Below are 23142 nucleotides of genomic sequence, written 5' to 3' on the forward strand. Positions count from 1 at the left end.
TGCACCGGTCGTCACCGCAGTTCGATCGGCCTGACGTACCGCGCTCGTTCCCGGCCCGAACCGGCAAAAAATTCTGCTACACGGGTGATGTGACGTGATCTGCCGAGAGTATCGGTAATATATGCCCCCGGATCGAAGCAATGGCTGGTCATGAGTGACTACGCAAACGACGTGCTGGTCTCGGCCGACTGGGTCGAGGAGCATCTCGACGAGTTCCAGGACGACGACCCCGCATACCGACTGATCGAGGTCGACGTCGACACCGAGGCGTACGAGGAGGCCCACGCACCGGGCGCGATCGGGCTGAACTGGGAGACCCAACTCCAGGATCAGACCCGACGGGACGTGCTCTCGAAGGAGGACTTCGCCGACGTGATGGGTGAGCACGGGCTGACTGAGGACAGTACGGTCGTGCTCTACGGCGACAACTCGAACTGGTTCGCAGCGTACACCTACTGGCAGTTCAAGTACTACGGCCACGAGGACGTGAAGCTGATGAACGGTGGCCGGGACTACTGGCTGGCGAACGACTACGAGACCACCACCGACGTGCCCGAGTTTTCGAGTCAGGAGTACGCCGCGAGCGGTCCCTACGAGGGGATTCGGGCGTACCGCACCGACGTCGAGAACGCGATGGAGCGGGGTGTTCCCCTCGTCGATGTCCGATCACCCGAGGAGTTCAAGGGCGAGATCCTCGCGCCGCCCGGACTCCAGGAGACCGCCCAGCGTGGCGGTCACATCCCCGGCGCGTCGAACATCTCGTGGGCCGCGACGGTCAACGACGACGGCACGTTCAAGACCGCCGACGAGCTGCGCGAGCTCTACGAGTCCGACGGCGTGACCGACGATCAGGAGGTCGTCGCGTACTGCCGGATCGGCGAGCGCTCCTCGATCGCGTGGTTCGCGCTCCACGAACTGCTCGGCTACGAGAACGTCGTGAACTACGACGGCTCGTGGACCGAGTGGGGCAATCTCGTCAACGCCCCGATCGAGACTGGCGAGGCCGACTGAGTGGGACGAAGGAGGCCTCGGATCGGAACGGTGAGCCGTCAGGCGAACCGTGGAGACCGGCGAGGCGGAGTGAGCACCGCGAACGAAGCCTCGTGGCGGAGCGGGGAGTCGTCGGGCAAACCACGCTACAGCAACCTTCACTGTTTTTCGACGAGACCGATAGCGCCCGCTTCGAACTATTGACTTCGTTCGTCCCCGGCATAGGGCGATGGGTACAAACCGCCCGCGCGTCTGCGAGCGCATATGGATCCGAGTCAGTTCGTCGATGGTGTTCGCGAGGACAACCGAACCGCGCTCTCGCGGCTCGGCTCCTCGAAGTCGCTGTACGCCGATACCGAGGGCGAGATGGAGTCCGCGCCGGTGCTCCGCGCGGCCGCCGACAGTGAGTTCCACGCCCGCGAGACGTTCGAGGAGTGGGCCGAAAGCGAGGACGACGACGCCGCCGGCGAGGTCTTCGCCACCACCGCGGACGAGGAGGGCGAGCACTACGGCCAGGTCACCGGATGGCTCGACGGCGATCACGAACCAGGCGACACGCCGGCCATCCACGAGTATCTCCGCTCGATCGACGACACCGCCGGTCGCGCGGGCGCGTTCGTCGGGCGGACCATCGCGACCGAGAAGTCGAAAGAACAGCTCGTCGGCTTCTTCGTCGGCCAGGCCGACACGAGCGGTGCACAACTCTTTCGCGACCTCGGCGACGACGTCGACGCCCAGCTCGAACGCGGCCGAGACCTCCTCGACGAGGTCTGTGAGACCGACGACGAGTGGGCGCGCGCCGAGGAAGCCGCCGGCGACGCGATCCAGACCGCCTACGACGAGTACACCGAACGGCTCGAATCGATGGGCGTGAACCCGAAGCCCGTCTGCTAAGGCCACCACCTTTTGCTGCACTCGTTCGCTTCGCTCACTCGCTCGCTGTCTTTGCGCGACTTCGCCGCGCGAAGGGTCCGAGGCGCGTAGCGCCTCGCTAGCAAAATCTGGAGCAAAAGCCCGCGTCACCCCCTACGGGGGTTCCTCGGCCCGCTCGTTCCCTGCGGTCGCTCGCGGTACAATCATCGGGGCTCACCGCAACCGCCCGCAACTGTACAGCACCGCCGACGCCCTCGGGCGTCTCACGCGAGTGAAGCGAGCGTGAGGCTCGTCGTGGAGTAGCGAGGGACGCGGAGCGCCCCTCGAACCATGCGAGCGGGCCGTAGGCCCGCGAGCAGACGAAGTGAAACGACGGCGCTCACTCACTCCGTTCGTTCGTGCCGCTCGCCCTTCATCCGCCAGGGCCGCCACCCCAAACCGTTCGCAGCCCGCCGCTATGCCATCTCCTTCGTCGGAGCCCCGTCGGACTGGTGTTTCCGCAGGAAGTGAATCGCACCGATCATGAACACGACCTCCAATCCGACTGCGACGGTTCTGATCCGTTCTGCCAGACCGAGAACCTCTACCCCGCGAAGGGCGACGAACATGAAGAGATATGCGAGAGCGAACAGCGCGGACGAGAGAACCGACGTGCACGGTTCCCCGCTCCACCACTCGTAGACGCCAATGGCTGCCGCTCCGACGACGGGGAGAACGAAGGCGACGGCCACCGGATCGATACCGCCGAACATACTACCACGACTGTATCGAAAGAATATATCTCTTGCTACCGTTCAACCGGTGGTTCGAGTCGGTACTTGATCGTCGGCGCACCCTCGAAGCGGGGCCCAGGCCCCGCGCGCTCGAAGCCGGCGGCCGTGGCGGCGCGCTGGAGTTCGCTTCTGGATTCCTCGACCAGCACCTCGGCGGCCATCCCCTCGCTACGGGCGAACCGTGCCGGCTCGTCGAGCAGCCGCGCCGCCGTCTCGCTCGTCCCGTCGAACTGGGTGACGTGGACGGCGTCGCGCTTCGCGTCGAAGCTGACGAACCCGACGATCTCGCCGGCGTCCTCGGCGACTCGCACCGTGCGATCGTGGACGAGGTTGCGCATCGTGTCGGCTGGCGCGTCGGCGAGCGTGGCGAGTCGTCCGGCGTCGGCCTCGACGGCCTCGCGCACCTCCATGCACCCCCGTGGGGCGTGGAGACGTAAACCTCGCTCGCCCGTCGGCCTCGCCCCCGCGGTCGACGAACACCCCCGAGACCGCGACGACGGCCCGCGTACGGGATGAAAGCAGTTATCCCCGGCCGTGACCACTCGCGGATCATGTGCCAATCTCGCACGAAATCGACCTGCAGCCACGAGGAACGTCGATGCGCGTCGTAGCGAAGTTCGGGGGAACGAGCCTCGGCAGCGGCGACCGGGTGAACCGCGCGGCCGACTCGGTGGCCGCCGCGGTCGAGGCCGGCCACGAGATCGCGGTCGTGGTCAGCGCGATGGGCTCCACGACGGACTTCCTGCTCCGCGAGATCCAGTTCGACGCCGACGAGGCCGACCGAGCGGAAATCGTCAGCATGGGTGAGCGCACCTCCGCCCGGATGGTGAAGGCCGCACTCGCCGCCCGCGGGGTCGACGCGGTCTTTCTCGAACCGGGCAGCGACGACTGGCCGGTGGTCACCGACGCGCGCGGCGAGGTCGACGTCGAGGAGACCACCCGCCGCGCTCAGGCGCTCGCCGACCAACTGGGCAACGTCGTCCCGGTCGTCGCGGGCTTCCTCGCGGAGGACCGCGCGGGCTCGGTCACCACCCTCGGCCGCGGCGGGAGCGACACCTCCGCGGTGATGCTCGGCAACTACATGGACGCCGACGAGGTCGTGATCGTGACCGACGTCGAGGGCGTGATGACCGGCGATCCCCGGGTCGTCGAGGGGGCCAGAAACGTCGGGAAGATCAGCGTCGACGAACTCAGAAACCTCTCCTTCCGCGGCGCGGAGGTGATCGCGCCGAGCGCGCTCAACTACAAGGACTCGACCCTCGACGTCCGGGTGGTCCACTACCAGCACGGCGACCTCCTCCAGGGTGGGACGAGCATCGAGGGCACCTTCGAGACCCTAATCGACCTCCAGGAGACGCCGCTCGCGTGTCTCACGGTCGCGGGCCGGGCGATCCGCAATCGGCCGGGGATCATGACCCAGCTCTCGGGGGCGCTCGCCGAGGCCGACATCAACATCGACGCGGTGGCGAGCGGGCTCGACTCGATCACCTTCTACGTCTACGCCGACGATGCTGCCGCGGCCGAGACCGTCCTCCACGAGACCGTGATCGAGGAGGCCGCGCTGTCGAGCGTCACGGTCGACGAGGAGACCGCCGCCATCCGGGTCACCGGCGGCGATCTCCCGACCCAGACCGGCATCGTCAACGAGATGACCGACGCGCTCGCCGAGCAGCACATCGCCCTCCACGACGTCATCACGAGCGCGACCTCGGTCGCGGTGTTCGTCGACTGGGACGACCGCGAGGACGCACTCTCGGTCGTTCAGGAGACCTTCAGCGCCCCTTCCTGAGTCGGGCTCCGATCTCCTCGGGCAACCCCGCCTCGCCCACTGCGCGCTCGACGCGCTCGATGTCGTAGCCAATCCGGTGCTCCGCCACGGTCATCGCGTCGAGATCGAGAACTGCGTAGGCCGCACGCGGATCACCGTCGCGGGGCTGGCCGACGCTGCCAGGGTTCATCACGATCCCCGCGTCGTAGGTCTCGTGGTGCTGGACGTGGGTGTGGCCAAGCACCAGGACGTCCTCCTCGTCGAGCAGTTCCGGATCGAACAGGTCGGGATACGTGTAGCGGTCGGGATCGTCGGGATGGCCGTGGACGATCTTCACCCGGCCGTCGAACGCGGTGCGCTCGTCGGGCAGCGAGCCGAGCCACGCGATCCCTTCCTCGCCGAGCTCCTCGCGCGTGTACTCGACGCCCGCGCCGGCCATGCTGTTGAAGGCGAACCCGGTCCCCGAGGCCACCGCGCGGTCGTGGTTGCCCATCACGGTCGGTATCCCCCGATCGCGCACCCGATCGACGCAGTCGCCGGGCCACGGGTTGTACCCCACGACGTCGCCGGCACAGATCACGCCATCAACGGGCGGCATGTCCTCGAACACCGCGTCGAGCGCGACCCGGTTCGCATGGATATCGGAGATGACACCGACTTGCATACCCCGATTGTCGAACCCCAGCGACTTCAACCACGGCCCCCGAGACCGATCACTCGTCGCCGTTCTCGATCGCGGTCGCGAACCCGTCCGCATCGCGGGCGACGCCGGCCGCACAGACCCGGTGTTCGAACTCGAACTCGTAGACCGCCGTCGCTGCCGCCGTGGCGCGCGCCGTCGCGGCCGCCGCATCGCTTCCGGTTCCGCCGGCGTCCGCAGCGTCGAACGCCACCAACTCCGGACGATCCTTCTCGTAGGTCGCCACCAGCGTCGGCTCGGTGACTCGCTCGACGGTGATCCCGTCCCGACGGACGATGCCGATGTAGCTCGCCTCCTCGGCCGCCCCGGCGGACGATCGGTCATCCGTCTCGTCGGACGAACGACTGTTCGCCCCGCCACGGCCGACGATGCCGGCGATCCGCGGGGTGTCGTAGTCGTCCTTCTCGAAGTCGAGCGCGAGCAGCGAGAGACAGAGTGCGTCGCGCGGCGGGTAGCCCCGAGCGAGCTTCTCGGCGATCGGGTCGACGTGCGAGCCGTTGCCGACGACGGCCCCGCGATCCGTGGGACGAACGCAGTTGTACGAGACGTAGGGGTTGTCGGTCTCGTCGGCTTCGGCGGTCGGCACCACGGTGAGCGTGCCGTCGCGATCGACGATCCGCCGGTCGGGAAACGACCGTGAGGAGACCCGATACGCACCGACCTCCGGACCGATCACGACGAACCGTCCGACGTACATACGCGCCCTCCACGTCTCGCCCGGAAGTAGATACCGATCCGGTGGATTCGGGACGGCGGATGGAACGCGGAACGGACCCCATCATTGAATCGGCTTTCGTCGTTTCGACGCAGGCGTACGTTCATTGCCGATCACGAACCAGACGATCCATGCGAACGACCGAGGAGGAGTGCTGCGACGCACTGCGGCGTGCGGCCGATCGACTCGGCGAGTCGCCGACGAAGGCGGCGTACGAGGACCTCGGACTGACGCCCGCCTCGGCGACGATCATCCGGGTCATGGACGGCTGGAACGCGGCGAAGACGGCAGCCGGACTCGAAACGTACGCCTCCACGGGGCCACGAGTCGGCCCGAAACCGGACGACGTGACGCTTCCGGAGGACGCCACGTGGGCGAGCCTCTCCGTCGATCAGCGGTGGCACTACCGCAACGTCGACTGGAACACCGAGCGCACGCTCGACAGACGGGCCGAGCTCCGTGCGTGGGCCCACGAACACAAGCGGACGAACGGCGGGTGTGTCAGCTGTGACGAGAACGACCCTGCGTGTCTCGACTTCCATCACACCGACGCGAATCGCAAGGAGATGACGGTCAGTAGCATGATCTCCTACGGCTACTCGAAGGAGCGACTCTTGGAGGAGATCGAAAAGTGCGAGATCCTCTGCGCGAACTGCCACCGAAAACGACACCACACGGTTCCCGACCGACCACGGCGCGAGGTTTCCAACAAGGATAAGTAGCAACTCCTACTACGGACAGTCGAAGTCCCGTGGTGGTGAGCAAATCCTCCGGATTTGCGAGTCTCACGGGACGAACGAGCGTAGCGAGTGCAGTCCCGTGGTGTAGTGGCCAATCATGTGAGCTTCTGGGGCTCACGACGGAGGTTCGAATCCTCCCGGGACTACTCCACTTTTCGACGTAATCCAAACGCCGGATATACCCATCCACGTACACGAGGTATGCGCTAAGGGTGTGCCGGTGGCTCTCGGACGATTGCTACCCGGTCGATAGCGTCCACTCGCCGTCGGCAACGACGTTCACATACGCGAGGCCGTTCACGCGGGCGGTCGTTTCGCCTTCGAACTGTTCGATCTCGTTGAACACAGAGGTCGATATGGCGGACGGGTCAACCGGGATCGCATCGACAATGAAGTTCGCCTCGCCATCATGTGTGCCTTGGAAGGTCGTCGGCCCGCTGAACTCGAACGGGCCAACGTAGTCCATCCCCGTTCCGCTCGCGTCGATCGGCAGCGACTCAGGCTGTGGGTTCGCGGGCTGTTTGATGGTCACCTCCCAGTCACCTTCGATATCAACATTGAGGTTGTACCCACCGCCGACTGTCGCCGTCTTGACCTGCGATCCCTCGCCCGAGATCACGCCGTCGACAATGAATACGTCTTCGAAGGACTCGCCTTCGAGCGTGACGAGCGTCACTGAATAGTACCCCTCGCCGCCGACGGTGAACTCAGCCGTGACAGGGCCGGGAGAAAGTTCCAGTCCCTCAACGGTCGAGGTTCCGTTCCCTGAGAACGTCTCCGAGAATCCTCCACCTCCACCCGACGATGCGGACACGTTCGAGCTGGTATTGGAGTCCGATCCGCTGCTCGCAGTAGTCTCCGTCTGTATCGTTGTCTCCGTTTCCATTTCGGTGGTCCCGGAAGTCTCGGTGCTCATCTCCGTCTCAGTCTCCATCATCGTCTCGGTCGACATGCCTTCAGTCTCGGTCTCGGCCATCGTGGTGTCGGACATGCCGGTCGTCTCACCGCCCGACGTTTCCGTCGCCACTGTGGTCTCGGTCGGCGCTTCCGTCTCCGTGCTAGGTTCGGTCGTTTCTCCGCCGCCGGCCTCGGTATCCCCACCATCACTGGTATTATTTCCGTCGCCGGAACCACCACCGCATCCTGCGAAACCGAGCGCCGCTGCTGTTGCCGCCGCCGAGAGGTATCGTCGTCGTCGCATAGTTCGAGTAAGGCTGTCGTTGAATTGACTTAAAGCTATATCCGAATGGAACGCGATAACGCCGGCCCACCGTTCGTCGTGATCCTCGACGAGGCCAAACTTCTCCGTGGCCTCAATATCGTTCGCGATTATCACGGTCAACGCGGGTTCTCGCTCATCGCCGACGACGCTTCTTAGCCTTCGAACCCCTCGAAGTACCCACCGTGGAAACCGAATGGAATCGAATGCGGAACGATCGCGCGAGCGCGCTCCTCGAACGACTGGTCGTCGAGCGCGAGTAGCGCCGACTGCCCGTCGCCGGTGTCTATTTCACGCGTTCCTCGGTAGGGGACACATGACTGATCGGACGCGTCGCGTCATCATCGACACCGACACCGCGGGCGACGACACCCAGGCACTCTTGCTCGCTGCCGTCTCCGACCGCCTCGCGATCGAGGGGGTCACGATCTGTGCGGGGAACGTCGACTTTGACTACGAGGTCGAGAACGCGAAGTACACGCTCGATCTCGCCGGCGTCGCCGATAGCGTCACCGTCTACGAGGGGGCCACCGAACCCCTGCTCGTCGGGCACGACTACGCCGACTACGTCCACGGCGAGGGTGGCCTCGGCGGCGAGCGCTTCCCGGACACCGGGATCTCGTCGGGCGATCGGTACGCCCCAGACTACATCGTCGAGCACGCTCGCGAGCACCCCGGCGAACTGACGCTCGTCTGCATCGCACCGCTGACGAACGTCGCGCTCGCCCTCCAGCGCGAACCCGATCTCGACAGCCTCCTCGACGAGGTCTGGGTGATGGGCGGGAACGCGAACTGTCTCGGGAACGTCACGCCGGCCGCCGAGTACAACTTCTGGGTGGACCCCCACGCCGCGCGGAAGGTCCTCGCCGAACTCGACGTGACGCTGTTCGACTGGGGCGTCACCGTCCGCGACACCGTCTTCGACGGCGACACGCTCGACGAGTTCACCGCCATCGACACCGAGTTCGGGGCCTTTTTCGACGAGATCGCGGCGTCGGTGCGGGCGTTCAACCGCGACTCGTTCGACAGGGACGAGACCACCCAGCCCGACTCCGCGACGATGGCAGCCCTCGTCGAGCCCTCGCTCGTCGAGGAATCGGACACGTACCACGTCGCGGTCGACGACCGAGAGGGTCTCACGCGGGGCTACTCGGCAGTCGACGAGCACCGCGTAACCGACGGCGAGCCACGAACCACCGTCGTGGACTCTTTCGACACCGACCGTTTCGAAGCGATGTTCCGCGCGATGCTCCACGGACGCCCGCCGGAGTCCGGCCTCGACTGACCGCTTCGGGCTCGTTCCCCCTCCCGAACTGAGGGCAACGAGCGAGCGGCCGCTCGTCCACCGTTCGCTCCCGAGTATCGAATCCGGCCGACCGCGGAACGGTGACCCGACCCTCCTCCCCGTCCCGTCCGCCGATTCTGGCCGACGCCACCAGACTGTTAGCCCACTCTAACGAGATCATTTGACCGAAAGCATTATGATCTTTGCAGCGACATCTCAGTACGAGCATGAACGTCAGCCTTCGTCCGAACGGGCGTCCCACCGCCGACTCCGCCCGTCGGCACCGGCGCGCAGGACCTCCCGAGCGATGATCTCACTGCAGCTCGGCCTCCAGGGGGCGATCGACATCTTCCTCGGTTCCGTCCGCGACGGGTTCGTCCAGGTTTCGGCCTTCGTCGCGATCACCGTCCTGCTGTTCGGCTACCTCCAGTACCGGACGGGCGGGCGGATCGTCGCGTTCCTCGAGGCCAACGAGCGCCTCCAGCCGATCGCCGGCGGCCTGCTCGGCCTCACGCCCGGGTGTGGTGGCGCGATCATCGCGATGCCGCTGTACATCCGGGGCACGATCAGCTTCGGGACCGTCGTGGCGACGCTCGGAGCCACCGCGGGGGATTCGGCGTTCGTCATTCTCGCGCTCGCGCCCGAGGCCGCGCTCTACGCCTACGCGTTGGCGTTCGTCTCCGCCGTCCTGTTCGGCTACGCGATCGACTGGTGGGGGCTGGGCGTCGGTCGCGTCGATCGTGCGATCGAGCAGATCAGCCGCCCGATGACCGACGGCGGGTTCGCGACGGCGAGCGTCGCCGACGGCGGCCCGAGCGTCGCCGGCTTCGAGATGGACGACCACGCCGATCACGACCACGGGACGGACTCCTCGGGCGTGCTGTCGACGTTCACTCACGGCGTCCACGTCCTGTGGTGGGTGGTGGCGATCGCGGGCCTGATCGCGGGCGTGATGTATCTGGCTCGCGGTGCGCCCGAAGTCCCCTTCGAGTTCGCGCCCTCCTTTTTCGGGCTGTTCACCGTCGCCGGCCTGACCGGGACGACGCTCTCCTTCTACCTCCACTTCTTCGGTCGCCGGTTCATCGGCGAGGGCGAGGCGGGACGGGTCCGCGAGTCGTACGCCAGCGCGTACGATACGTTCCAGCACGCCGCGATGGAGACCAGCATGGTCACGGTCTGGGTCATCGGTGCCTACCTCGTCTACGAGTACGGCATCGTGTTGCTCTCGGTCGACATCGGCGCGCTCACGGCGGCCGCGGGCGTCCTCGCCCCGATCGCGGGCGCGGCGCTCGGGCTGATCCCCGGCTGTGCGCCACAGATCGTGTTCGCGGGGCTGTACGCCGAGGGCGCGATCCCGTTCTCGGCGCTCGTCGGCAACGCCATCAGCCAGGACGGCGACGCCCTCTTCCCGCTCATGGCGATCGACATGAAGGCCGCGATCATCGCCACCATCTACACCACGATCCCGGCGGTCATCGTCGGCGTGCTCGTCTACTACTTCTGGCCGTTCGCCCAGTTCGGGTTCGGGGTGATCTGATGACGGCCCGATGCCACCGATCCGCTGATGTGCGATCGGCACTAACGGAACGCCAGGGGAGCGACTGAGATGTACGAGCGAATCCTCGTCCCGACGGACGGACGCGAGCACTCCTCCGCCGCCGTTCGGCACGCCGTCGACATCGCCGGGAAGTACGGCGCGACGGTTCACGCGGTCTTCGTCATCGACACCGACACGGGCTGGCTGACGGTCTCGAAGGCCGATGTCCACGATGCGCTCCGGGAAGTCGGTCAGGACGCGAGCGAGCAGGCGCTTCGAGAGGTCGAGACCGCGGCGGCGGACGCCGGCGTCGAACTCGTCACCGACGTTCTGGAGGGGACGCCTGGCGAACGGATCCTCGCGTACGCCGCCGAGAACGACGTCGATCTCGTGGTGATGGGCACCCACGGCCACTCGGGGATCGAACGCCGCCTCCTCGGGAGCGTCACCCAACACGTCGCCGGAGCGGCCCAGGTTCCGGTCATGACGGTGAGCGCCCCTGCCGAGAACGTCACCTGAGACGGCACACTTACTAGCTCGGCGTCGATCCTTTGACAATATCTATTATCGAAACCGGCTACTTTGGCAGTTAGTTTGATAAAAGTCTGGCTCGTAGTGTCGGTAATGGACTCGGGTGAAGCGACCACGAAACTCTCGGTCCCCGACATGAACTGCCCATCGTGTGCGGGGAAGGTCGAGAACGCGCTCGACCGACTCGTCGGCCTCTCGACGTACGAAACCCGGCCGACGACCGGCACGGTGGCGGTCACCTACGACGCGACGGCGGTCGAGGAACACGATATCGTTGCAGCCATCGAGAGCGCCGGCTACGACGTCACTGATGCCGCGGGCGAGGGAACGGCCGGCGACGATGCGACCGACTCGAGCGACAGCATCTGGACGAGTTCGCGCGCGCTCAAAACGTGGATCAGCGGCGGGTTCCTCGCACTGGGGCTCCTCTTCGAGTTCGTCCTGACGGCGCAGAACGCCACGGTTGGGACGGTCTTCGGGAGCGAGTTCTTGGTCGCGGACGTGCTGTTCCTGGTCGCGGTCGCGATCGGGGGGCAGGAAATCCTCCGCAACGGCTACTACTCCGCCCGAAACCTCAATCTCGACATCGACTTCCTGATGTCGGTCGCCATCCTCGGCGCGCTGGTCGCGAGCCTCGCGTTCGGCGAGGCGCTCTACTTCGAGGCCGCCACGCTCGCGGTCCTGTTCAGCGTCGCCGAGCTGCTCGAACGCGCCTCGATGGACCAGGCTCGCGACTCGCTCCAGGAACTCATGGATCTCTCGCCGAACGAGGCGACCGTCAAACGCGAGGGCGGCGAAGACGGTGAGGGAGGCGAGAAGACGGTGCCGGTCGAGGCGGTGTCGGTCGGCGATATCGTGGTGGTGCGGCCGGGCGAGAAGATCCCGATGGACGGCGACGTGATCGACGGCGAGAGCGCGGTCAACCAGGCCCCGATCACCGGCGAGAGCGTCCCGGTGGACAAGACGGCCGGCGACGAGGTCTATGCAGGAACGATCAACGAGGAGGGGTACCTCGAGATTCGAGTCACGTCGAAAGCCGAGGACAACACCCTCTCGCGCATCGTCGAGATGGTCGAGGACGCCCAGTCGAACAGGACCGAGCGCGAGCAGTTCGTCGAACGCTTCTCGGCGTGGTACACGCCCGTGGTCGTCGCCTTTGCCGTCCTCGTCACGCTCGGGAGCCCGTTCGTCCTCGGAACCGCGTGGTCGACCGCCGTCGTCTACGGATTGACGCTCCTCGTCCTCGCGTGTCCGTGCGCGTTCGTGATCTCGACGCCCGTCTCGGTCGTGTCGGGGATCACGAGCGCGGCCGACAACGGCGTGCTGATCAAGGGCGGCAACCACCTCGAAGCGATGGGGTCGGTCGACGTCGTGGCGTTCGACAAGACCGGGACGCTCACGAAGGGCGAACTCACCGTGACCGACGTCGTCCCGCTCCACGGGAACTCGGAGGAGGACGTCCTCCGGTGCGCTCGCGGTCTCGAAGCGCGCAGCGAGCACCCGATCGGCGAGGCGATCGTCGCCGAAGCCGGGAGCACGGGCGTCCCCGAGCGCGAGATCGACGAGTTCGAGGCCATCACGGGCAAGGGCGTGCGGGCCGAACTCGACGGCACCCAGCACTTCGCCGGGAAACCAGGCCTGTTCGACGACCTCGGCTTCGACCTCTCGCACGTCCACGCCACGACGGATGGGGGTGTGGTCACGCGGACCGCTCAGCGACTCTGCGACCGGAACAACTGCCTCGACCTGCTGGAGGGCACGGTACCGGACCTCCAGGCCGAAGGGAAAACCGTCGTGCTCGTCGGAACTGAAGAGGAGATCGAGGGCGTCGTCGCCGTCGCGGACGAGGTGCGCCCCGCGGCGAGGGAGACGGTCGCCCGGCTGAAGGAGCTCGGCGTCGAGCGCACGGTGATGCTCACGGGCGACAACGACCGCACCGCGCGCGCGATCGCCGACGAAGTTGGGGTCGACGAGCACCGGGCGGAGCTCCTCCCCGACGAGAAAGTCGCGGCGGTCGAGGACCTGATCGAGGAGTCCGGCGCGGTGGCGATGGTCGGGGACGGCATCAACGACGCGCCGGCGCTCGCGACGGCGACGGTGGGCCTCGCAATGGGGGCCGCCGGCACCGACACGGCGCTCGAAACCGCCGACATCGCGCTGATGGGCGACGACCTCGCGAAACTCCCCTACCTCTACGAGCTCGCGGGCGACGCCAACGGCGTCATCCGGCAGAACGTCTGGGCGAGCCTCGCGGTGAAGGCCGGCCTCGCGATCGCGGTCCCGTTCGGCTACGTCCCGATCTGGCTCGCGGTGCTCGCGGGCGACGCCGGCATGACCATCGGCGTGACCGGCAACGCGATGCGCCTCGCCCGGATCGAACCCGACCGATGAGGGTCGCTCGCGGAGCGCCCGACGGAACACACGAACCGTGCGGGGCGGGAGAGGGCAACATCTAAGCGCTAGACGCCACTAACGGTGGTATGTCGAGCGCGAAGGCCGAGGACTACATCAAGGCGGTCTACCAGCTCGGCGACGGCGACGAGCCGGTCGCGCCCTCGACGATCGCCGAGGCGCTCGGCGTGACGACGCCGACCGTCACCGCGACGATGAAGCGCCTCGCCGACCAGGGCCTCGTCGAGCGCGAGGAGTACAAGGGCTCACATCTGACCGAGGATGGGGAACTCCTCGCGGTCGAGACGATCCGGCATCACCGCCTGCTCGAACTGTTCCTCACCGAGCAGCTGAACTACGACTGGTCCGAGGTCCACGACGAGGCCGACCGGCTCGAACACCACATCAGCGAGAAGCTCGAAACCGAGCTCGCCGCCGCGCTCGACGAGCCGACGGTCGACCCGCACGGCTCGCCGATCCCGACCGCCGATCTCGCCACGCCCGAGGGCGACCACACCCCGCTCTGTGAGTACGACGAGGGCGAGGTCGTGATCGTCGCCGAGGTGGCCGACCGCGACGCCGCCGTCCTGGAGTACCTCGCCGACGCCGGCATCACGCCGGGCACGCGGGTCGAGATCACCGAGATCGCCCCCTTCGGGATGGTCACCGTCGTTACGGACGAGAACGAAGAGACGATCTCGCTGCCCGAGGACACCGCGGCGACCGTCCGCGTCCGGGAGGCGTCACCCGACCAGCCCGACAACGGTGACGTTCTCGTCGGCTGACCCGGTTCGATCGTGACTCCGTCGTGTTTCAGTCCCGATAGTCGTAGAACCCGCGCCCCGTCTTCTTCCCGAGATCGCCCGCCTCGACCTTTCGCTTCAGGAGGTACGCCGGCGTATAGCGATCGCCCAGTTCGTCGTGGAGCGTCTCGGTGGCGTCGAGACAGATGTCGAGACCGATATGATCGGCGAGTTCGAGGGGGCCCATCGGCACGTTCGTCCCGAGCTTCATCCCGCGGTCGATGTCCTCCTTCGTCGCGACACCCTCGTCGAGCGTTCGAACGCCCTCGTTGATCCACGGCATCAGGATGCGATTCGAGACGAAGCCCGGCTTGTCGTCCGACTCCCAGGTCTCCTTGCCCAGCTCTTCGGCGAACTCGTGGGCGAGCGCGGTCGTTTTCTCCCCTGTGCGCTCGCCGACGACGACCTCGACGCCGTCCATCACCGGCACGGGGTTCATGAAGTGGACGCCGACGACGAGCTCCGCCCGCTCAGTTGCGCTCGCGATCGACGTGACCGAGAGCGTGCTGGTGTTGGTCGCGAGCACCACGTCGTCGGGCATCGTGTCGTCGAGATCGGCGAAGATCTCCTGCTTGATTGCCATCTCCTCGACTGCGGCCTCGACCACGAGATCACAGTCCGTGAGATCGTCGAGGTCCGTGGTCCCGGTGATCCGCTCGCGGGTCGCCGCCGCCTCGTCGTCGGCCAGCTTCTCGCTCTCGACGAGCCGCTCTAAGCTATCTCCGATCGCGTCGAACCCCCGTTCGACGAACGCCTCCTCGATGTCCCGCATCACCACGTCGTACCCGGCGGTGGCGGCGACCTGGGCGATGCCGTTGCCCATCGTTCCCGCGCCCACGACACCCACCCGCTCGATCGAGTCGAGTTCGCGCATACCCCCGCTCCGGGCGGCCCGCTCGTAAGCCTGCTGGAGCGTTGCTCGTTCTCCCCGTTGAGGGCGGACAAACAGCGGAAACTCTCATCACCCGAAAAAGTATGGAACGCACGGTTAGATGCCCGCCTCTACAGTCGACGGAACCGGAGCGAAACAGTAAATCCTCCGCTCAAGCGAAAGTACGGTGCGCTCGTGAGGTCACACCGTTGGTGGAATCAGTTCCACGGACTCACCCTTGCGTGTCTTGTCTACAATCTCAACCGGATCCTCTAACGACGGTAGTGAGAAAGATTATGTACTTCGACAGGAGTTGGACAATATGTTCGAAGATATACGGGCAAACTTTCTTTTCAGTCTTCGTAGAGCGGTGTTCGGATATTCCCTCGCGTTGCTCGTATCTCTCAGTGATATGTGGCTCATTCATGCTTTGGGAATCAGTACACCCGACGATCTCTTGACTCAGACACTTGTTCACGGAACTGGTTTGTACCTCGGCTTCACTCTCATGGCCCTATTTAATAGGCCAGCTGAAATCCCCAACTAAGCAGTACGCGCGTAGTGGACGGTCGTTTCGCAAGATCAAGTGTCCAAGGAAGAGGGGATTCAATAGAGCGGACAAACAGCGAAACGGTGCGGGCTACGCGGCGTGGAGCCGGTCGAGCGCCTCGACCATCGCCTCGACGCTCGCCCGGGTGATGTCGGCGTCGCTCGCGGCGACCGACACGGTTCGCCCATCGCGGCTCATCTCGACTTCGACCGTGACGACTGCGTCGGTGCCGCCCGTAATGGCGTCGACGTGATACGAGTCGAGCGTCGCATCGCTGCCGGTCCCGAGTGCCTCGCGGACGGCTCCCACCGCGGCGTCGACCGGGCCGCTGCCGGTGCCGCTCGCGGTGCGCTCCTCGCCGTTGATCCTGAGTCTGACGCTCGCGGTCGGCGTCCCGCTGCCGCTCGCGGCGGTGAGATCGAGGAGTTCGACCCGGCGCTCGCGCTCGCGGCCCTGTACTGTTTCGGCGATCGCGAGCACGTCGGCGTCGGTCACGCGCTTGCCCTCGCCGAGATCGGTGACCCGATCGGTGATCTCCGCGAGTTCGTCGTCGGTCACCTGCACATCGTGTTCTTCGAGCGCCGCTGCGACGCCCGCCCGGCCGGCGTGCTTGCCGAGCACGAGTCGTCGCTCGCGACCCACCATTTCCGGCGGATAGGGCTCGTACATCGCCTCGTCCTTCAGCGTGCCGTCGGTGTGGATGCCCGACTCGTGGGTGAACGCGTTCTCGCCGACCACCGCCTTGTTTGGCGCGAGCGGGACCCCGGTGGCGTCGGCGACGGTTCTGGCGAGGTCGTACAGCGTCGTGGTATCGACGGTCTCGACCCCATATCCGTGCGCAAGCGCGATCGCGACCTCTTCGAGGGCGACGTTGCCCGCACGCTCGCCGACGCCGTTGACGGTGGCGTGGACCAGGTCAGCACCGGCCGCCACGCTCGCGAGCGCGTTCGTCACCCCCAGCCCGAGGTCGTCGTGGGTGTGGGTACTGGTCGGGCCGCACTCGGCGAGAGCCGAGACCACCTCGACCGTGCGCTCGGGCGTCGCGTGCCCGACGGTATCGCAGTAACACACCCGGTCCGCGCCGGCGTCGAACCCCCGGCGGGCGAGCCGCGAGAGGAAGTCGACGTCGGCGCGGGAGCCGTCCTCGCCGAGGAGTTCGACCCAGAGGCCGTGATCGCGGGCGTACGCGACGAGCTCGGCCGTATCCGCGAGCACGTCCTCGCGGGTCGAGCCGATCTTCCCCTCGATATGGCGGTCGCTCGCGGGCACGACGAGGTTGATTCCGTCAACGTCGCAGTCGAGCGCGAGGTCGACGTCGTGGCGGACCCCGCGACAGAAACTCGTCACCCGGGCGTCGAATCCCGCGCTCGTGACCCGCGAGATGGCCTCGCGCTCGCCCGCGCCGGTGCAGGCGCTGCCGGCCTCGATGACCGACACGCCGGCACGGTCGAGCCGCCGCGCGATATCGACCTTCTCGGTGGGCGCGAGCGACACCCCTGGAGCCTGTTCGCCGTCGCGGAGCGTGGTATCGAGAAACTGTACGTCAGCGTCGGAGAGCGGAGTGGTTTCGGGGAGGCCCCCGAATAAATCGGTCACTGGTCATGATAGCCACTCGCACCGCCGCGCGGCAGGGTCTTAAAGAGGTGCCTTCTGGCAGATGTTGCTGTCCGATCCGTTCGTCGCTGTCTGCCGAGGGTTGAAGCCATCGTCGATCGATACACGAACATGGAGAAGACGTCCGCCGGCACGTCGGTCGGCGTCGACAACCCCTACGCGTTCGTCGAGCGGTGCGACCACCTGACCGACGACGGCCGGTGTCGGTACGCCCTCGAATACGCGGAACACGATCCCGGGTTCGCCGCCGAACGCCGAGCCGACGACTGCCGGTGTCCGGCGGCCGATCCCGCCGGTGAGTGGGACTGGCAAGACTGTCCCCACTTCCGGGCGCGAAACCGCTCCCGCGAGTGCGTCCGCTGCGGACTCGACGAGCGCCGGATGGCCCACTCCGAGGAGCGCCCGCTGCTCGAAGAACATCACCTCTCGTACGCCGACACCGACGACACGGAGCAGATCGACGACGGCGCGGACCACGGCGACGACGGCTCGGCCGACGAGCCAAACCACGAGATCACGGTCTCCCTCTGTCGGTGGTGTCACGCCAAGATCCACAACTCGTGGGCGCGGCTCGGCGATGACGCCAGTCCCGACCCAGAAGCGATCGCTGCACGCGAGGGACGACGGAGCCGCGAACAGAACGAGTTCGGCTTCGCCTCGGCAGCCGATCGATACGGCGACGAGTGAACCAGACGACCGACGAGCCAATACTGACAGTCAGGATGCGGCCGCGACGATCGGATTCCGCCGACTGGGGCGGCAGAGCCCTTATTTCTGTACCGTCCCACGAAAGCGCATGAGCCGTCCGACGCCCCACCTCGGCCACGTTCACCTCAAGGTTCGCGATGTCGAGCGCGCGGTCGCGTTCTACACCGACGTGTTCGATCTCGACGTGGGCGATCGCTACGGCCCGTTCGTCTTCCTCACCTTCGGCGACCATCACCACGATGTCGCCCTCCAAGAGGTCGGCTCCGACGCGACCGGGTCGGGACCAGGCGTCGGCCTCTACCACGCCGCGTTCGAGGTCGAGAGCCGTGAGGGGCTCCGACGGATCTACGAAACGCTCGACGAGCGTGGCGTCCGGGTCGACCCGATCGACCACGGCATCAGCGAGGCGTTGTACTTCGACGATCCCGACGGCAACGGGCTCGAAGCCTATCGTGACACTCGTGCGGAAAACGACCGCAACGAGTGGCAGGGGATGAACGAGCCGCTCGATCCAACGGCGCTGTAAGGAGTCGACGAGCGGGCGGGGCGGGCCGGTCTCAGGGCCAGAGGCCGCGCGCCTCGTGGGCCTCGGCGAGCCGGCGGAGCGCGACGATGTAGGCGGCGTCGCGCCACGTCGCGTCGTGGTCGTCGAACGCCGCGCGAACGTCCTCCCACGCGGTCAGCATCTCGGCTTCGAGCTCCTCGTTGACCTCCTCCAGCGACCACGCCCGGCGGTTGATGTCCTGAAGCCACTCGAAATACGAGACCGTAACGCCGCCGGCGTTCGCGAGAATGTCCGGGACGACCGGAACCCCACGCTCCTCGAAGATTGCATCCGCAGCGGTCGTGGTCGGGCCGTTCGCGCCTTCGACCACGATATCGGCCCGCACGTCGCCGGCGTTCGCCTCGGTCAGGACGTTGCCGATCGCGGCCGGGATCAACACGTCGACGTCGAGTTCGAGGAGGTCGGCGTTCGTGATCGCCTCGGCCTCCGGATAGCCGGTGACGGCCTCGGGCTGTTCCTCGTGCGAGCGCACGTCGTCCGTGTCGAGCCCGTCGGGGTCGTGGATCGCGCCGTTGACGTCCGAGACCGCGACGACCGAGGCTCCCCAGTCGTCGAGCTGGCGGGCAGCGTTCGCACCCACGCTGCCGAACCCCTGCACTGCGACCGTGGTCTCGGCCAGCGGGCGGTCGTAGTACTTGCACACCTCGCGTGCGACGATCGCGACACTCTGGCCAGGGGCCTCCTCGCGGCCGTAGCTCCCGCCGACGACGGGCGGTTTGCCGGTGACGACACCGGGGATGGTCTCGCCCTCCTGCATCGAGTAGGCGTCCATGAACCACGCCATCGTCTCGGCGTCGGTGCCCATGTCGGGGGCCGGGATGTCGCGGGTCGGGCCGATGACGGTCCGGAGCTCCTGGGCGAACCGTCGCGTGAGCCGTTCTTTCTCCTCGCCGGAGAGCGATTTCGGATCGACCACGACCCCGCCTTTCGCCCCGCCGAAGGGCAGATCCATCACCGCACACTTCCACGTCATCCACATCGAGAGCCCGACGCACTCCTCGTCGGTGACGCCGGGATGATAGCGGAGGCCGCCCTTGTAGGGTCCGCGAACGCTGTCGTGCTGGGCGCGATATCCAGTAAAGACCTCGACGGTGCCGTCGTCGCGCTCCATCGGCACCGACACCCGGTGGACCTGGGTCGGGTTCGACAGTCTGGTGACGACGTTCCGATCGATATCGAGTTGCGCGGCCGCGCGCTCTAACTGGCGCTCGGCGGTCTCACGTGCCGATTCCGGCTCTTCTTCCTCCGCTCTCTCGTCGGTTTCGGCGGTTGCCGCCGCCATCTCAGCGATCCCCTCGCCAGTGGCAGTCGGCTGCTGTGCGTGCCGCGGTGCTGTCGGCAGTTCCCATCGACTCGGTCCACGGACCGCATCTTGATAATACTAATGCTATTACGACATACCTGTGCATACTGTTCAATATTAGGACCACGGGGCGGCGTGTCGCTCCCCGTTCGAGCGGTTTCAGGGAGCTTTTAGGCGACTCTCACCAATGGTCAGCAATGACACGCATCGTCGTCGTCGACAACCACGGCCAGTTCACCCACCTCGAAGGCCGGGCGTTGCGCGACATCGGCGTCGAGACAGAGATCGTCGACAACACCACTCCGCCCGACGAGATCGACGCCGACGGTCTCGTCCTGTCGGGCGGGCCGTCGATCGACGAGAGCGGGCGGTGTGACGAGTACCTCGACCTCGGCGTCCCGGTTCTCGGGATCTGCCTCGGGATGCAGATCATCGCGGACGAGCTCGGTGGGGCGGTCGGTGCCGGCGACTACGGGGGCTACGCCGACGTGACCGTCGAGATCGACGAGCCCGAGGACTCGCTGGTGGGCTCGCTCGCGCCGGAGACCCGCGTCTGGGCGAGCCACGCCGACGAGGTGGTCGCCCTCCCCGACGGGTTCGTTCGCACGGGAAAGAGCGACGTCTGTGACATCGAGTCGATGAGCGATCCCGATCGGGGGCTCTACGGCGTCCAGTGGCATCCCGAGGTCGCCCACACCGCGGCGGGGGAGGAAGTCTTCGAGAACTTCCGCACCATCTGTGAGTCGTAACGTCTCGGCGAGTAGTGGGGTTTTACCTGCTCTCGTGCGGTGTAGCCGTCAATGACGACCACGCAGGGCGATCTCGCGGCGCTCTCGCGGTACGTGTTCCGCGCGCCGCGGTGGTACGCGAGCCTCGGGTTCGCGCTGGTGGTCGCCGCGCTCGCGGGCGTCGCGGCGTTCGACTCGCGGTTCGTCCTCGAAGACGCGTGGCAGGGGGTGTTCTTCATCGGGATCCCCACGGTGGTCGCGGCGGTGCTCACCCCGCCGGTCGACCGCCGACTCGGCGGACAGCTCACCCCGAACCGGGCGTCGCTGCTCGCGCTCGTGTGCGAACTCGTGCTCGTCGTCGTGCTCGTCGTGGCGGGCTTTCTCGCCGTGCTCACGCCGCTCGGCCAGGGGTTCGTCTTCGACGCGTTGACGATCGGGCTCGCGTCGATATTCGCGCTCCGGCTGCTCGCCGTGATGGCGGTCTCGCGGAAGTCGCTGCTCGCCGCGAGCGTGCCCGCGAGCATCCAGACCGCGACCGCCGCGCTGCTCGTTCTGATCTACAGCGGCACGATGCGGTTCGTCGAGGTCGGCGGCCCGCTGCTTCGATCGTACCTCTCGCGGCCGAGCCAGGGGCCCGCCGAGTTCCAGGCCGTCGAACCGCTCGACTTCGCGCTCCTCGGGCTGACCTGCGTGCTGTACGCGGTCGGCGTCCGGGTGTTCGTCGCCGCGATCGACCGGCCGTGGCGGCGGAGCCTCGGCGTCTCGGTGCTGGACTTCGTCCGGGGGTTCATCGGCCACATCGCCGAGGGCACACGGGAGCTGGAGAAGTTCTTCGAGGCGCTCGGCGAGGAGGCGATCGTCCCCGTCTCGGTGCTCGCCGCCCGCCGGCCCGACGGCACCGAGAAAGCGCGCTTCGTCCTCCCGATGATCCATCCGGGACCGATGGGCGAGATCGGCGGCGGCAACCTCCCCGAACGGGTCGCCCGGAGCGCCGACGGCCTCGGCTTCCCGCCGCACGCCACTGCTGGCCACGACTTCAACCTCGTGACCGAGCACGAGGTCGACACGGTGCTCGACGCGGCCGCGCGTGCACACGAGCGTATCGAGTACACGGAGACCGCGACGCCGGGCCGGCGCGCGACCGTCGGCGAGGCAACCGTGACCGGCCACGCCGTCGGCGACAGCGCGCTGCTCGTCTCGACGTACGCCCCGGGGTTCGCCGACGACGTCGACTACTCCGTGGGGCTCTCGGCGGCCGCGGAGGCGCGCTCACGCGGGCTCTCGGACGTCTTGCTCGCCGACGCCCACAACTCCAACAACGGGCTCGAAGGCCCGGATCTCGGTCACGTCGTCCCCGGCAGCCAGCGATCGTTCGACCTGATGGAGGCCGCCGGCACGGTCGCCGAGGGGCTCCGGAACGCGCCCCGGGACACCCTCAAACTCGGCGTCGCATGGGACGAGACGCCGTGGGAGCCCACCGACGGCATCGGCCCGCTCGGCATCCGGGTCGCGGTGTTCGACGTCGGCGGTGACACCACCGCCTACGTCCTGATCGACGGCAACAACATGGAGCCGGGTCTCCGCGAGACGATCGTCGGCTCCCTTCCCGTGGACACCGCCGAAGTGCTCACGACCGACACCCACGTGGTGAACACCGTGAGCTCGACCAACCAGGTCGGCGGCGCGATCGACGCCGACGAACTCGCGGCGCGGATCGAGACCCTCGTCGAGGAGGCACTCGCCGACCGCGAACCCGTCGCCGCCGGGATGGCGACCGAACGCGCCGAGGTCACGGTGTTCGGCAACGACCGGACCGAGACGCTCGCGAGTCACGCCAACGCGATGGTGGCGATGGGTGGCGCACTCGCCGCCGCCCTCGTCCTCGCGCTGATGGCGGTGAGTGTCCTGCTCTTTTTCGCCGCCTAGATCCTCCGGGTTTCATTCGCTGTGGGAGCGATGGCGAGATGCTACCGCTTCGAGCCGGTCCGACGAACGCGCGCCGTCGGCGCGTGGACGCTCGTCCGCGGTCGACGGGCCGCGTGCTCACTCGCCCGATGTCGTCCATCGGGTGATCGGGACGAACCGCACGAGCCGGCCGAACGACCGCCACGCGAGCGCGAGGAGGAGCGCACCGACCGCGTCCGCGATCGCATCGGCGACGCTCGCGGTTCGGTAGGGGATCGGCCACTGAACGAGCTCGACGCCGATCCCGAACCCGACCGCGAGCACGACGGCGAGGACCACCCGACTGCCGTCGCGGTTCGACGACACCGACGCGTACAGTAGTGTCCCCGTGAGCCCCGCGTACGCGAGTGCGTGCGTCCACTTGTCCGCCCCGACGATCCCGAACGGTCCCATCGTCGGCGCTGCCGTCGGGTCGGGTTCGAGGACCGACGCGACGAGGATGACGCAAGCGACGACGGCGACGAGCGCGTAGCGAACGGAGCGGGCGGCGAGAGGCACGCGCACGCTGGTCAT

At 67.0% G+C, this 23142-nt stretch carries 23 protein-coding genes, 1 tRNA gene and 1 pseudogene; 15 read left to right on the forward strand and 10 right to left on the reverse strand.

From position 1 onward, the window contains the following. The first annotated feature begins 144 nt into the window (after positions 1-144). Together TX76_RS10355 and TX76_RS10360 are read left to right on the forward strand one after the other, a co-directional pair. Positions 145-1011 carry a sulfurtransferase gene (locus tag TX76_RS10355; protein ID WP_195156043.1) on the forward strand — a complete coding sequence of 289 codons (867 nt, stop codon included), beginning with the start codon at positions 145-147 and terminating at the stop codon, positions 1009-1011. 243 nt (positions 1012-1254) lie between these two features. Then, entirely contained in the window at positions 1255-1884 is a 630-nt protein-coding gene (locus tag TX76_RS10360) for a hypothetical protein (RefSeq protein WP_049902312.1), read from the forward strand. A gap of 434 nt (positions 1885-2318) precedes the next feature. Here the strand turns inward: TX76_RS10360 and TX76_RS10365 are convergent, their stop codons facing one another. Beyond that, on the reverse strand, positions 2319-2615 hold the full coding sequence (locus TX76_RS10365; RefSeq protein WP_049902314.1) for a hypothetical protein: 297 nt from the start codon (positions 2613-2615) through the stop codon (positions 2319-2321). A 35-nt stretch (positions 2616-2650) separates the two neighbouring features. After that, positions 2651-3046 (reverse strand): hypothetical protein, encoded by a 396-nt coding sequence (locus TX76_RS10370; RefSeq protein WP_049902316.1) that lies wholly within the window; start codon positions 3044-3046, stop codon positions 2651-2653. Between the two features lie 188 nt (positions 3047-3234). On the opposite strand from TX76_RS10370, the gene TX76_RS10375 reads away from it, so the two are divergent. Further along, the gene (locus tag TX76_RS10375; protein ID WP_049902318.1) at positions 3235-4425 is read left to right on the forward strand and encodes an aspartate kinase; all 1191 of its coding nucleotides are present in this window, start codon (positions 3235-3237) and stop codon (positions 4423-4425) included. On the opposite strand, the gene TX76_RS10380 is transcribed toward TX76_RS10375, so the two are convergent. Together TX76_RS10380 and TX76_RS10385 are read right to left on the reverse strand one after the other, a co-directional pair. Continuing rightward, on the reverse strand, positions 4409-5068 hold the full coding sequence (locus tag TX76_RS10380; protein ID WP_049902320.1) for a metallophosphoesterase family protein: 660 nt from the start codon (positions 5066-5068) through the stop codon (positions 4409-4411). The two genes, TX76_RS10375 and TX76_RS10380, sit on opposite strands and share 17 nt — an antisense overlap. 49 nt (positions 5069-5117) lie before the next feature. Continuing rightward, on the reverse strand, positions 5118-5801 hold the full coding sequence (locus TX76_RS10385) for an IMP cyclohydrolase (protein ID WP_049902321.1): 684 nt from the start codon (positions 5799-5801) through the stop codon (positions 5118-5120). Between the two features lie 149 nt (positions 5802-5950). Here TX76_RS10385 and TX76_RS10390 point away from each other — a divergent pair, with 149 nt between their 5' ends. Both TX76_RS10390 and TX76_RS10395 read left to right on the forward strand, forming a co-directional pair. Beyond that, entirely contained in the window at positions 5951-6541 is a 591-nt protein-coding gene (locus tag TX76_RS10390; RefSeq protein WP_049902323.1) for a homing endonuclease associated repeat-containing protein, read from the forward strand. A 91-nt stretch (positions 6542-6632) separates the two neighbouring features. Further along, positions 6633-6705, forward strand: a tRNA-Gln gene (locus TX76_RS10395). Between the two features lie 92 nt (positions 6706-6797). On the opposite strand, the gene TX76_RS10400 is transcribed toward TX76_RS10395, so the two are convergent. Continuing rightward, positions 6798-7895, reverse strand: coding sequence for a hypothetical protein (locus TX76_RS10400; protein WP_228842357.1), 1098 nt, complete (start codon positions 7893-7895; stop codon positions 6798-6800). 38 nt (positions 7896-7933) lie between these two features. After that, entirely contained in the window at positions 7934-8068 is a 135-nt protein-coding gene (locus tag TX76_RS17605; RefSeq protein WP_154019055.1) for a carotenoid oxygenase family protein, read from the reverse strand. 26 nt (positions 8069-8094) lie between these two features. Here TX76_RS17605 and TX76_RS10405 point away from each other — a divergent pair, with 26 nt between their 5' ends. The 5 genes from TX76_RS10405 to TX76_RS10425 all read left to right on the forward strand — a co-directional run bounded on the left by TX76_RS10405 (position 8095) and on the right by TX76_RS10425 (position 14307). Beyond that, complete coding sequence (locus tag TX76_RS10405; RefSeq protein ID WP_049902327.1) at positions 8095-9063, forward strand: nucleoside hydrolase; 969 nt, start codon at positions 8095-8097, stop codon at positions 9061-9063. Positions 9064-9370: 307 nt separating this feature from the next. Beyond that, positions 9371-10600: a putative manganese transporter gene (locus tag TX76_RS10410; RefSeq protein ID WP_049902329.1), complete on the forward strand. Its 1230-nt coding sequence runs from the start codon at positions 9371-9373 to the stop codon at positions 10598-10600. 69 nt (positions 10601-10669) lie between these two features. Beyond that, positions 10670-11119: a universal stress protein gene (locus TX76_RS10415; protein WP_049902331.1), complete on the forward strand. Its 450-nt coding sequence runs from the start codon at positions 10670-10672 to the stop codon at positions 11117-11119. 105 nt (positions 11120-11224) lie between these two features. After that, positions 11225-13522, forward strand: coding sequence for a heavy metal translocating P-type ATPase (locus TX76_RS10420; RefSeq protein ID WP_049902338.1), 2298 nt, complete (start codon positions 11225-11227; stop codon positions 13520-13522). A gap of 89 nt (positions 13523-13611) precedes the next feature. After that, positions 13612-14307, forward strand: coding sequence for a metal-dependent transcriptional regulator (locus TX76_RS10425; protein WP_049902340.1), 696 nt, complete (start codon positions 13612-13614; stop codon positions 14305-14307). Positions 14308-14335: 28 nt separating this feature from the next. On the opposite strand, the gene TX76_RS10430 is transcribed toward TX76_RS10425, so the two are convergent. Next, a complete protein-coding gene (locus tag TX76_RS10430; RefSeq protein WP_049902342.1) occupies positions 14336-15199 on the reverse strand; it encodes a 3-hydroxyacyl-CoA dehydrogenase family protein in 864 nt (287 codons plus the stop codon). Positions 15200-15268: 69 nt separating this feature from the next. Between TX76_RS10430 and TX76_RS18335 the strand changes: the two are divergent. Continuing rightward, positions 15269-15472: pseudogene (locus TX76_RS18335) on the forward strand (IS5/IS1182 family transposase); the annotation flags it as partial. A gap of 364 nt (positions 15473-15836) precedes the next feature. Here TX76_RS18335 and TX76_RS10435 read toward each other — a convergent pair. Next, on the reverse strand, positions 15837-17342 hold the full coding sequence (locus TX76_RS10435; protein WP_049902344.1) for a (R)-citramalate synthase: 1506 nt from the start codon (positions 17340-17342) through the stop codon (positions 15837-15839). A gap of 129 nt (positions 17343-17471) precedes the next feature. Here TX76_RS10435 and TX76_RS10440 point away from each other — a divergent pair, with 129 nt between their 5' ends. Together TX76_RS10440 and TX76_RS10445 are read left to right on the forward strand one after the other, a co-directional pair. Continuing rightward, positions 17472-18047, forward strand: a complete 576-nt coding sequence (locus TX76_RS10440) for a DUF7097 family protein (protein WP_049902346.1) — start codon at positions 17472-17474, stop codon at positions 18045-18047. 109 nt (positions 18048-18156) lie between these two features. Continuing rightward, complete coding sequence (locus tag TX76_RS10445) at positions 18157-18594, forward strand: VOC family protein (protein WP_049902348.1); 438 nt, start codon at positions 18157-18159, stop codon at positions 18592-18594. Between the two features lie 31 nt (positions 18595-18625). Here the strand turns inward: TX76_RS10445 and gdhB are convergent, their stop codons facing one another. After that, positions 18626-19915, reverse strand: a complete 1290-nt coding sequence (gene gdhB, locus TX76_RS10450; protein ID WP_049902349.1) for a glutamate dehydrogenase GdhB — start codon at positions 19913-19915, stop codon at positions 18626-18628. 218 nt (positions 19916-20133) lie between these two features. Between gdhB and TX76_RS10455 the strand changes: the two genes are divergently transcribed. Together TX76_RS10455 and TX76_RS10460 are read left to right on the forward strand one after the other, a co-directional pair. Continuing rightward, positions 20134-20685, forward strand: coding sequence for a GMP synthase subunit A (locus TX76_RS10455; protein WP_049902350.1), 552 nt, complete (start codon positions 20134-20136; stop codon positions 20683-20685). Positions 20686-20736: 51 nt separating this feature from the next. Further along, on the forward strand, positions 20737-22590 hold the full coding sequence (locus TX76_RS10460; RefSeq protein ID WP_049902351.1) for a DUF2070 family protein: 1854 nt from the start codon (positions 20737-20739) through the stop codon (positions 22588-22590). A gap of 117 nt (positions 22591-22707) precedes the next feature. On the opposite strand, the gene TX76_RS10465 is transcribed toward TX76_RS10460, so the two are convergent. Beyond that, the gene (locus TX76_RS10465; protein WP_049902352.1) at positions 22708-23142 is read right to left on the reverse strand and encodes a VanZ family protein; all 435 of its coding nucleotides are present in this window, start codon (positions 23140-23142) and stop codon (positions 22708-22710) included.

Origin of the sequence: Halococcus agarilyticus (genome assembly GCF_000334895.1) — an archaeon.
Taxonomy (GTDB): Archaea; Halobacteriota; Halobacteria; order Halobacteriales; family Halococcaceae; genus Halococcus; species Halococcus agarilyticus.

What these genes read in the sequence shown, in the direction of transcription:
- TX76_RS10420 (WP_049902338.1), top strand. Translation starts at nt 11,225, where the DNA reads ATGGACTCGGGTGAAGCGACCACGAAACTCTCGGTCCCCGACATGAAC.
- TX76_RS10390 (WP_049902323.1), top strand. Translation starts at nt 5,951, where the DNA reads ATGCGAACGACCGAGGAGGAGTGCTGCGACGCACTGCGGCGTGCGGCC.
- TX76_RS10445 (WP_049902348.1), top strand. Translation starts at nt 18,157, where the DNA reads ATGAGCCGTCCGACGCCCCACCTCGGCCACGTTCACCTCAAGGTTCGC.
- TX76_RS10415 (WP_049902331.1), top strand. Translation starts at nt 10,670, where the DNA reads ATGTACGAGCGAATCCTCGTCCCGACGGACGGACGCGAGCACTCCTCC.
- TX76_RS10430 (WP_049902342.1), bottom strand. Translation starts at nt 15,199, where the DNA reads ATGCGCGAACTCGACTCGATCGAGCGGGTGGGTGTCGTGGGCGCGGGA.
- TX76_RS10410 (WP_049902329.1), top strand. Translation starts at nt 9,371, where the DNA reads ATGATCTCACTGCAGCTCGGCCTCCAGGGGGCGATCGACATCTTCCTC.
- TX76_RS10425 (WP_049902340.1), top strand. Translation starts at nt 13,612, where the DNA reads ATGTCGAGCGCGAAGGCCGAGGACTACATCAAGGCGGTCTACCAGCTC.
- TX76_RS10380 (WP_049902320.1), bottom strand. Translation starts at nt 5,068, where the DNA reads ATGCAAGTCGGTGTCATCTCCGATATCCATGCGAACCGGGTCGCGCTC.
- gdhB (WP_049902349.1), bottom strand. Translation starts at nt 19,915, where the DNA reads ATGGCGGCGGCAACCGCCGAAACCGACGAGAGAGCGGAGGAAGAAGAG.
- TX76_RS10360 (WP_049902312.1), top strand. Translation starts at nt 1,255, where the DNA reads ATGGATCCGAGTCAGTTCGTCGATGGTGTTCGCGAGGACAACCGAACC.
- TX76_RS10440 (WP_049902346.1), top strand. Translation starts at nt 17,472, where the DNA reads ATGGAGAAGACGTCCGCCGGCACGTCGGTCGGCGTCGACAACCCCTAC.
- TX76_RS10455 (WP_049902350.1), top strand. Translation starts at nt 20,134, where the DNA reads ATGACACGCATCGTCGTCGTCGACAACCACGGCCAGTTCACCCACCTC.
- TX76_RS10405 (WP_049902327.1), top strand. Translation starts at nt 8,095, where the DNA reads ATGACTGATCGGACGCGTCGCGTCATCATCGACACCGACACCGCGGGC.
- TX76_RS10365 (WP_049902314.1), bottom strand. Translation starts at nt 2,615, where the DNA reads ATGTTCGGCGGTATCGATCCGGTGGCCGTCGCCTTCGTTCTCCCCGTC.
- TX76_RS10460 (WP_049902351.1), top strand. Translation starts at nt 20,737, where the DNA reads ATGACGACCACGCAGGGCGATCTCGCGGCGCTCTCGCGGTACGTGTTC.
- TX76_RS10385 (WP_049902321.1), bottom strand. Translation starts at nt 5,801, where the DNA reads ATGTACGTCGGACGGTTCGTCGTGATCGGTCCGGAGGTCGGTGCGTAT.
- TX76_RS10370 (WP_049902316.1), bottom strand. Translation starts at nt 3,046, where the DNA reads ATGGAGGTGCGCGAGGCCGTCGAGGCCGACGCCGGACGACTCGCCACG.
- TX76_RS10465 (WP_049902352.1), bottom strand. Translation starts at nt 23,142, where the DNA reads ATGACCAGCGTGCGCGTGCCTCTCGCCGCCCGCTCCGTTCGCTACGCG.
- TX76_RS10375 (WP_049902318.1), top strand. Translation starts at nt 3,235, where the DNA reads ATGCGCGTCGTAGCGAAGTTCGGGGGAACGAGCCTCGGCAGCGGCGAC.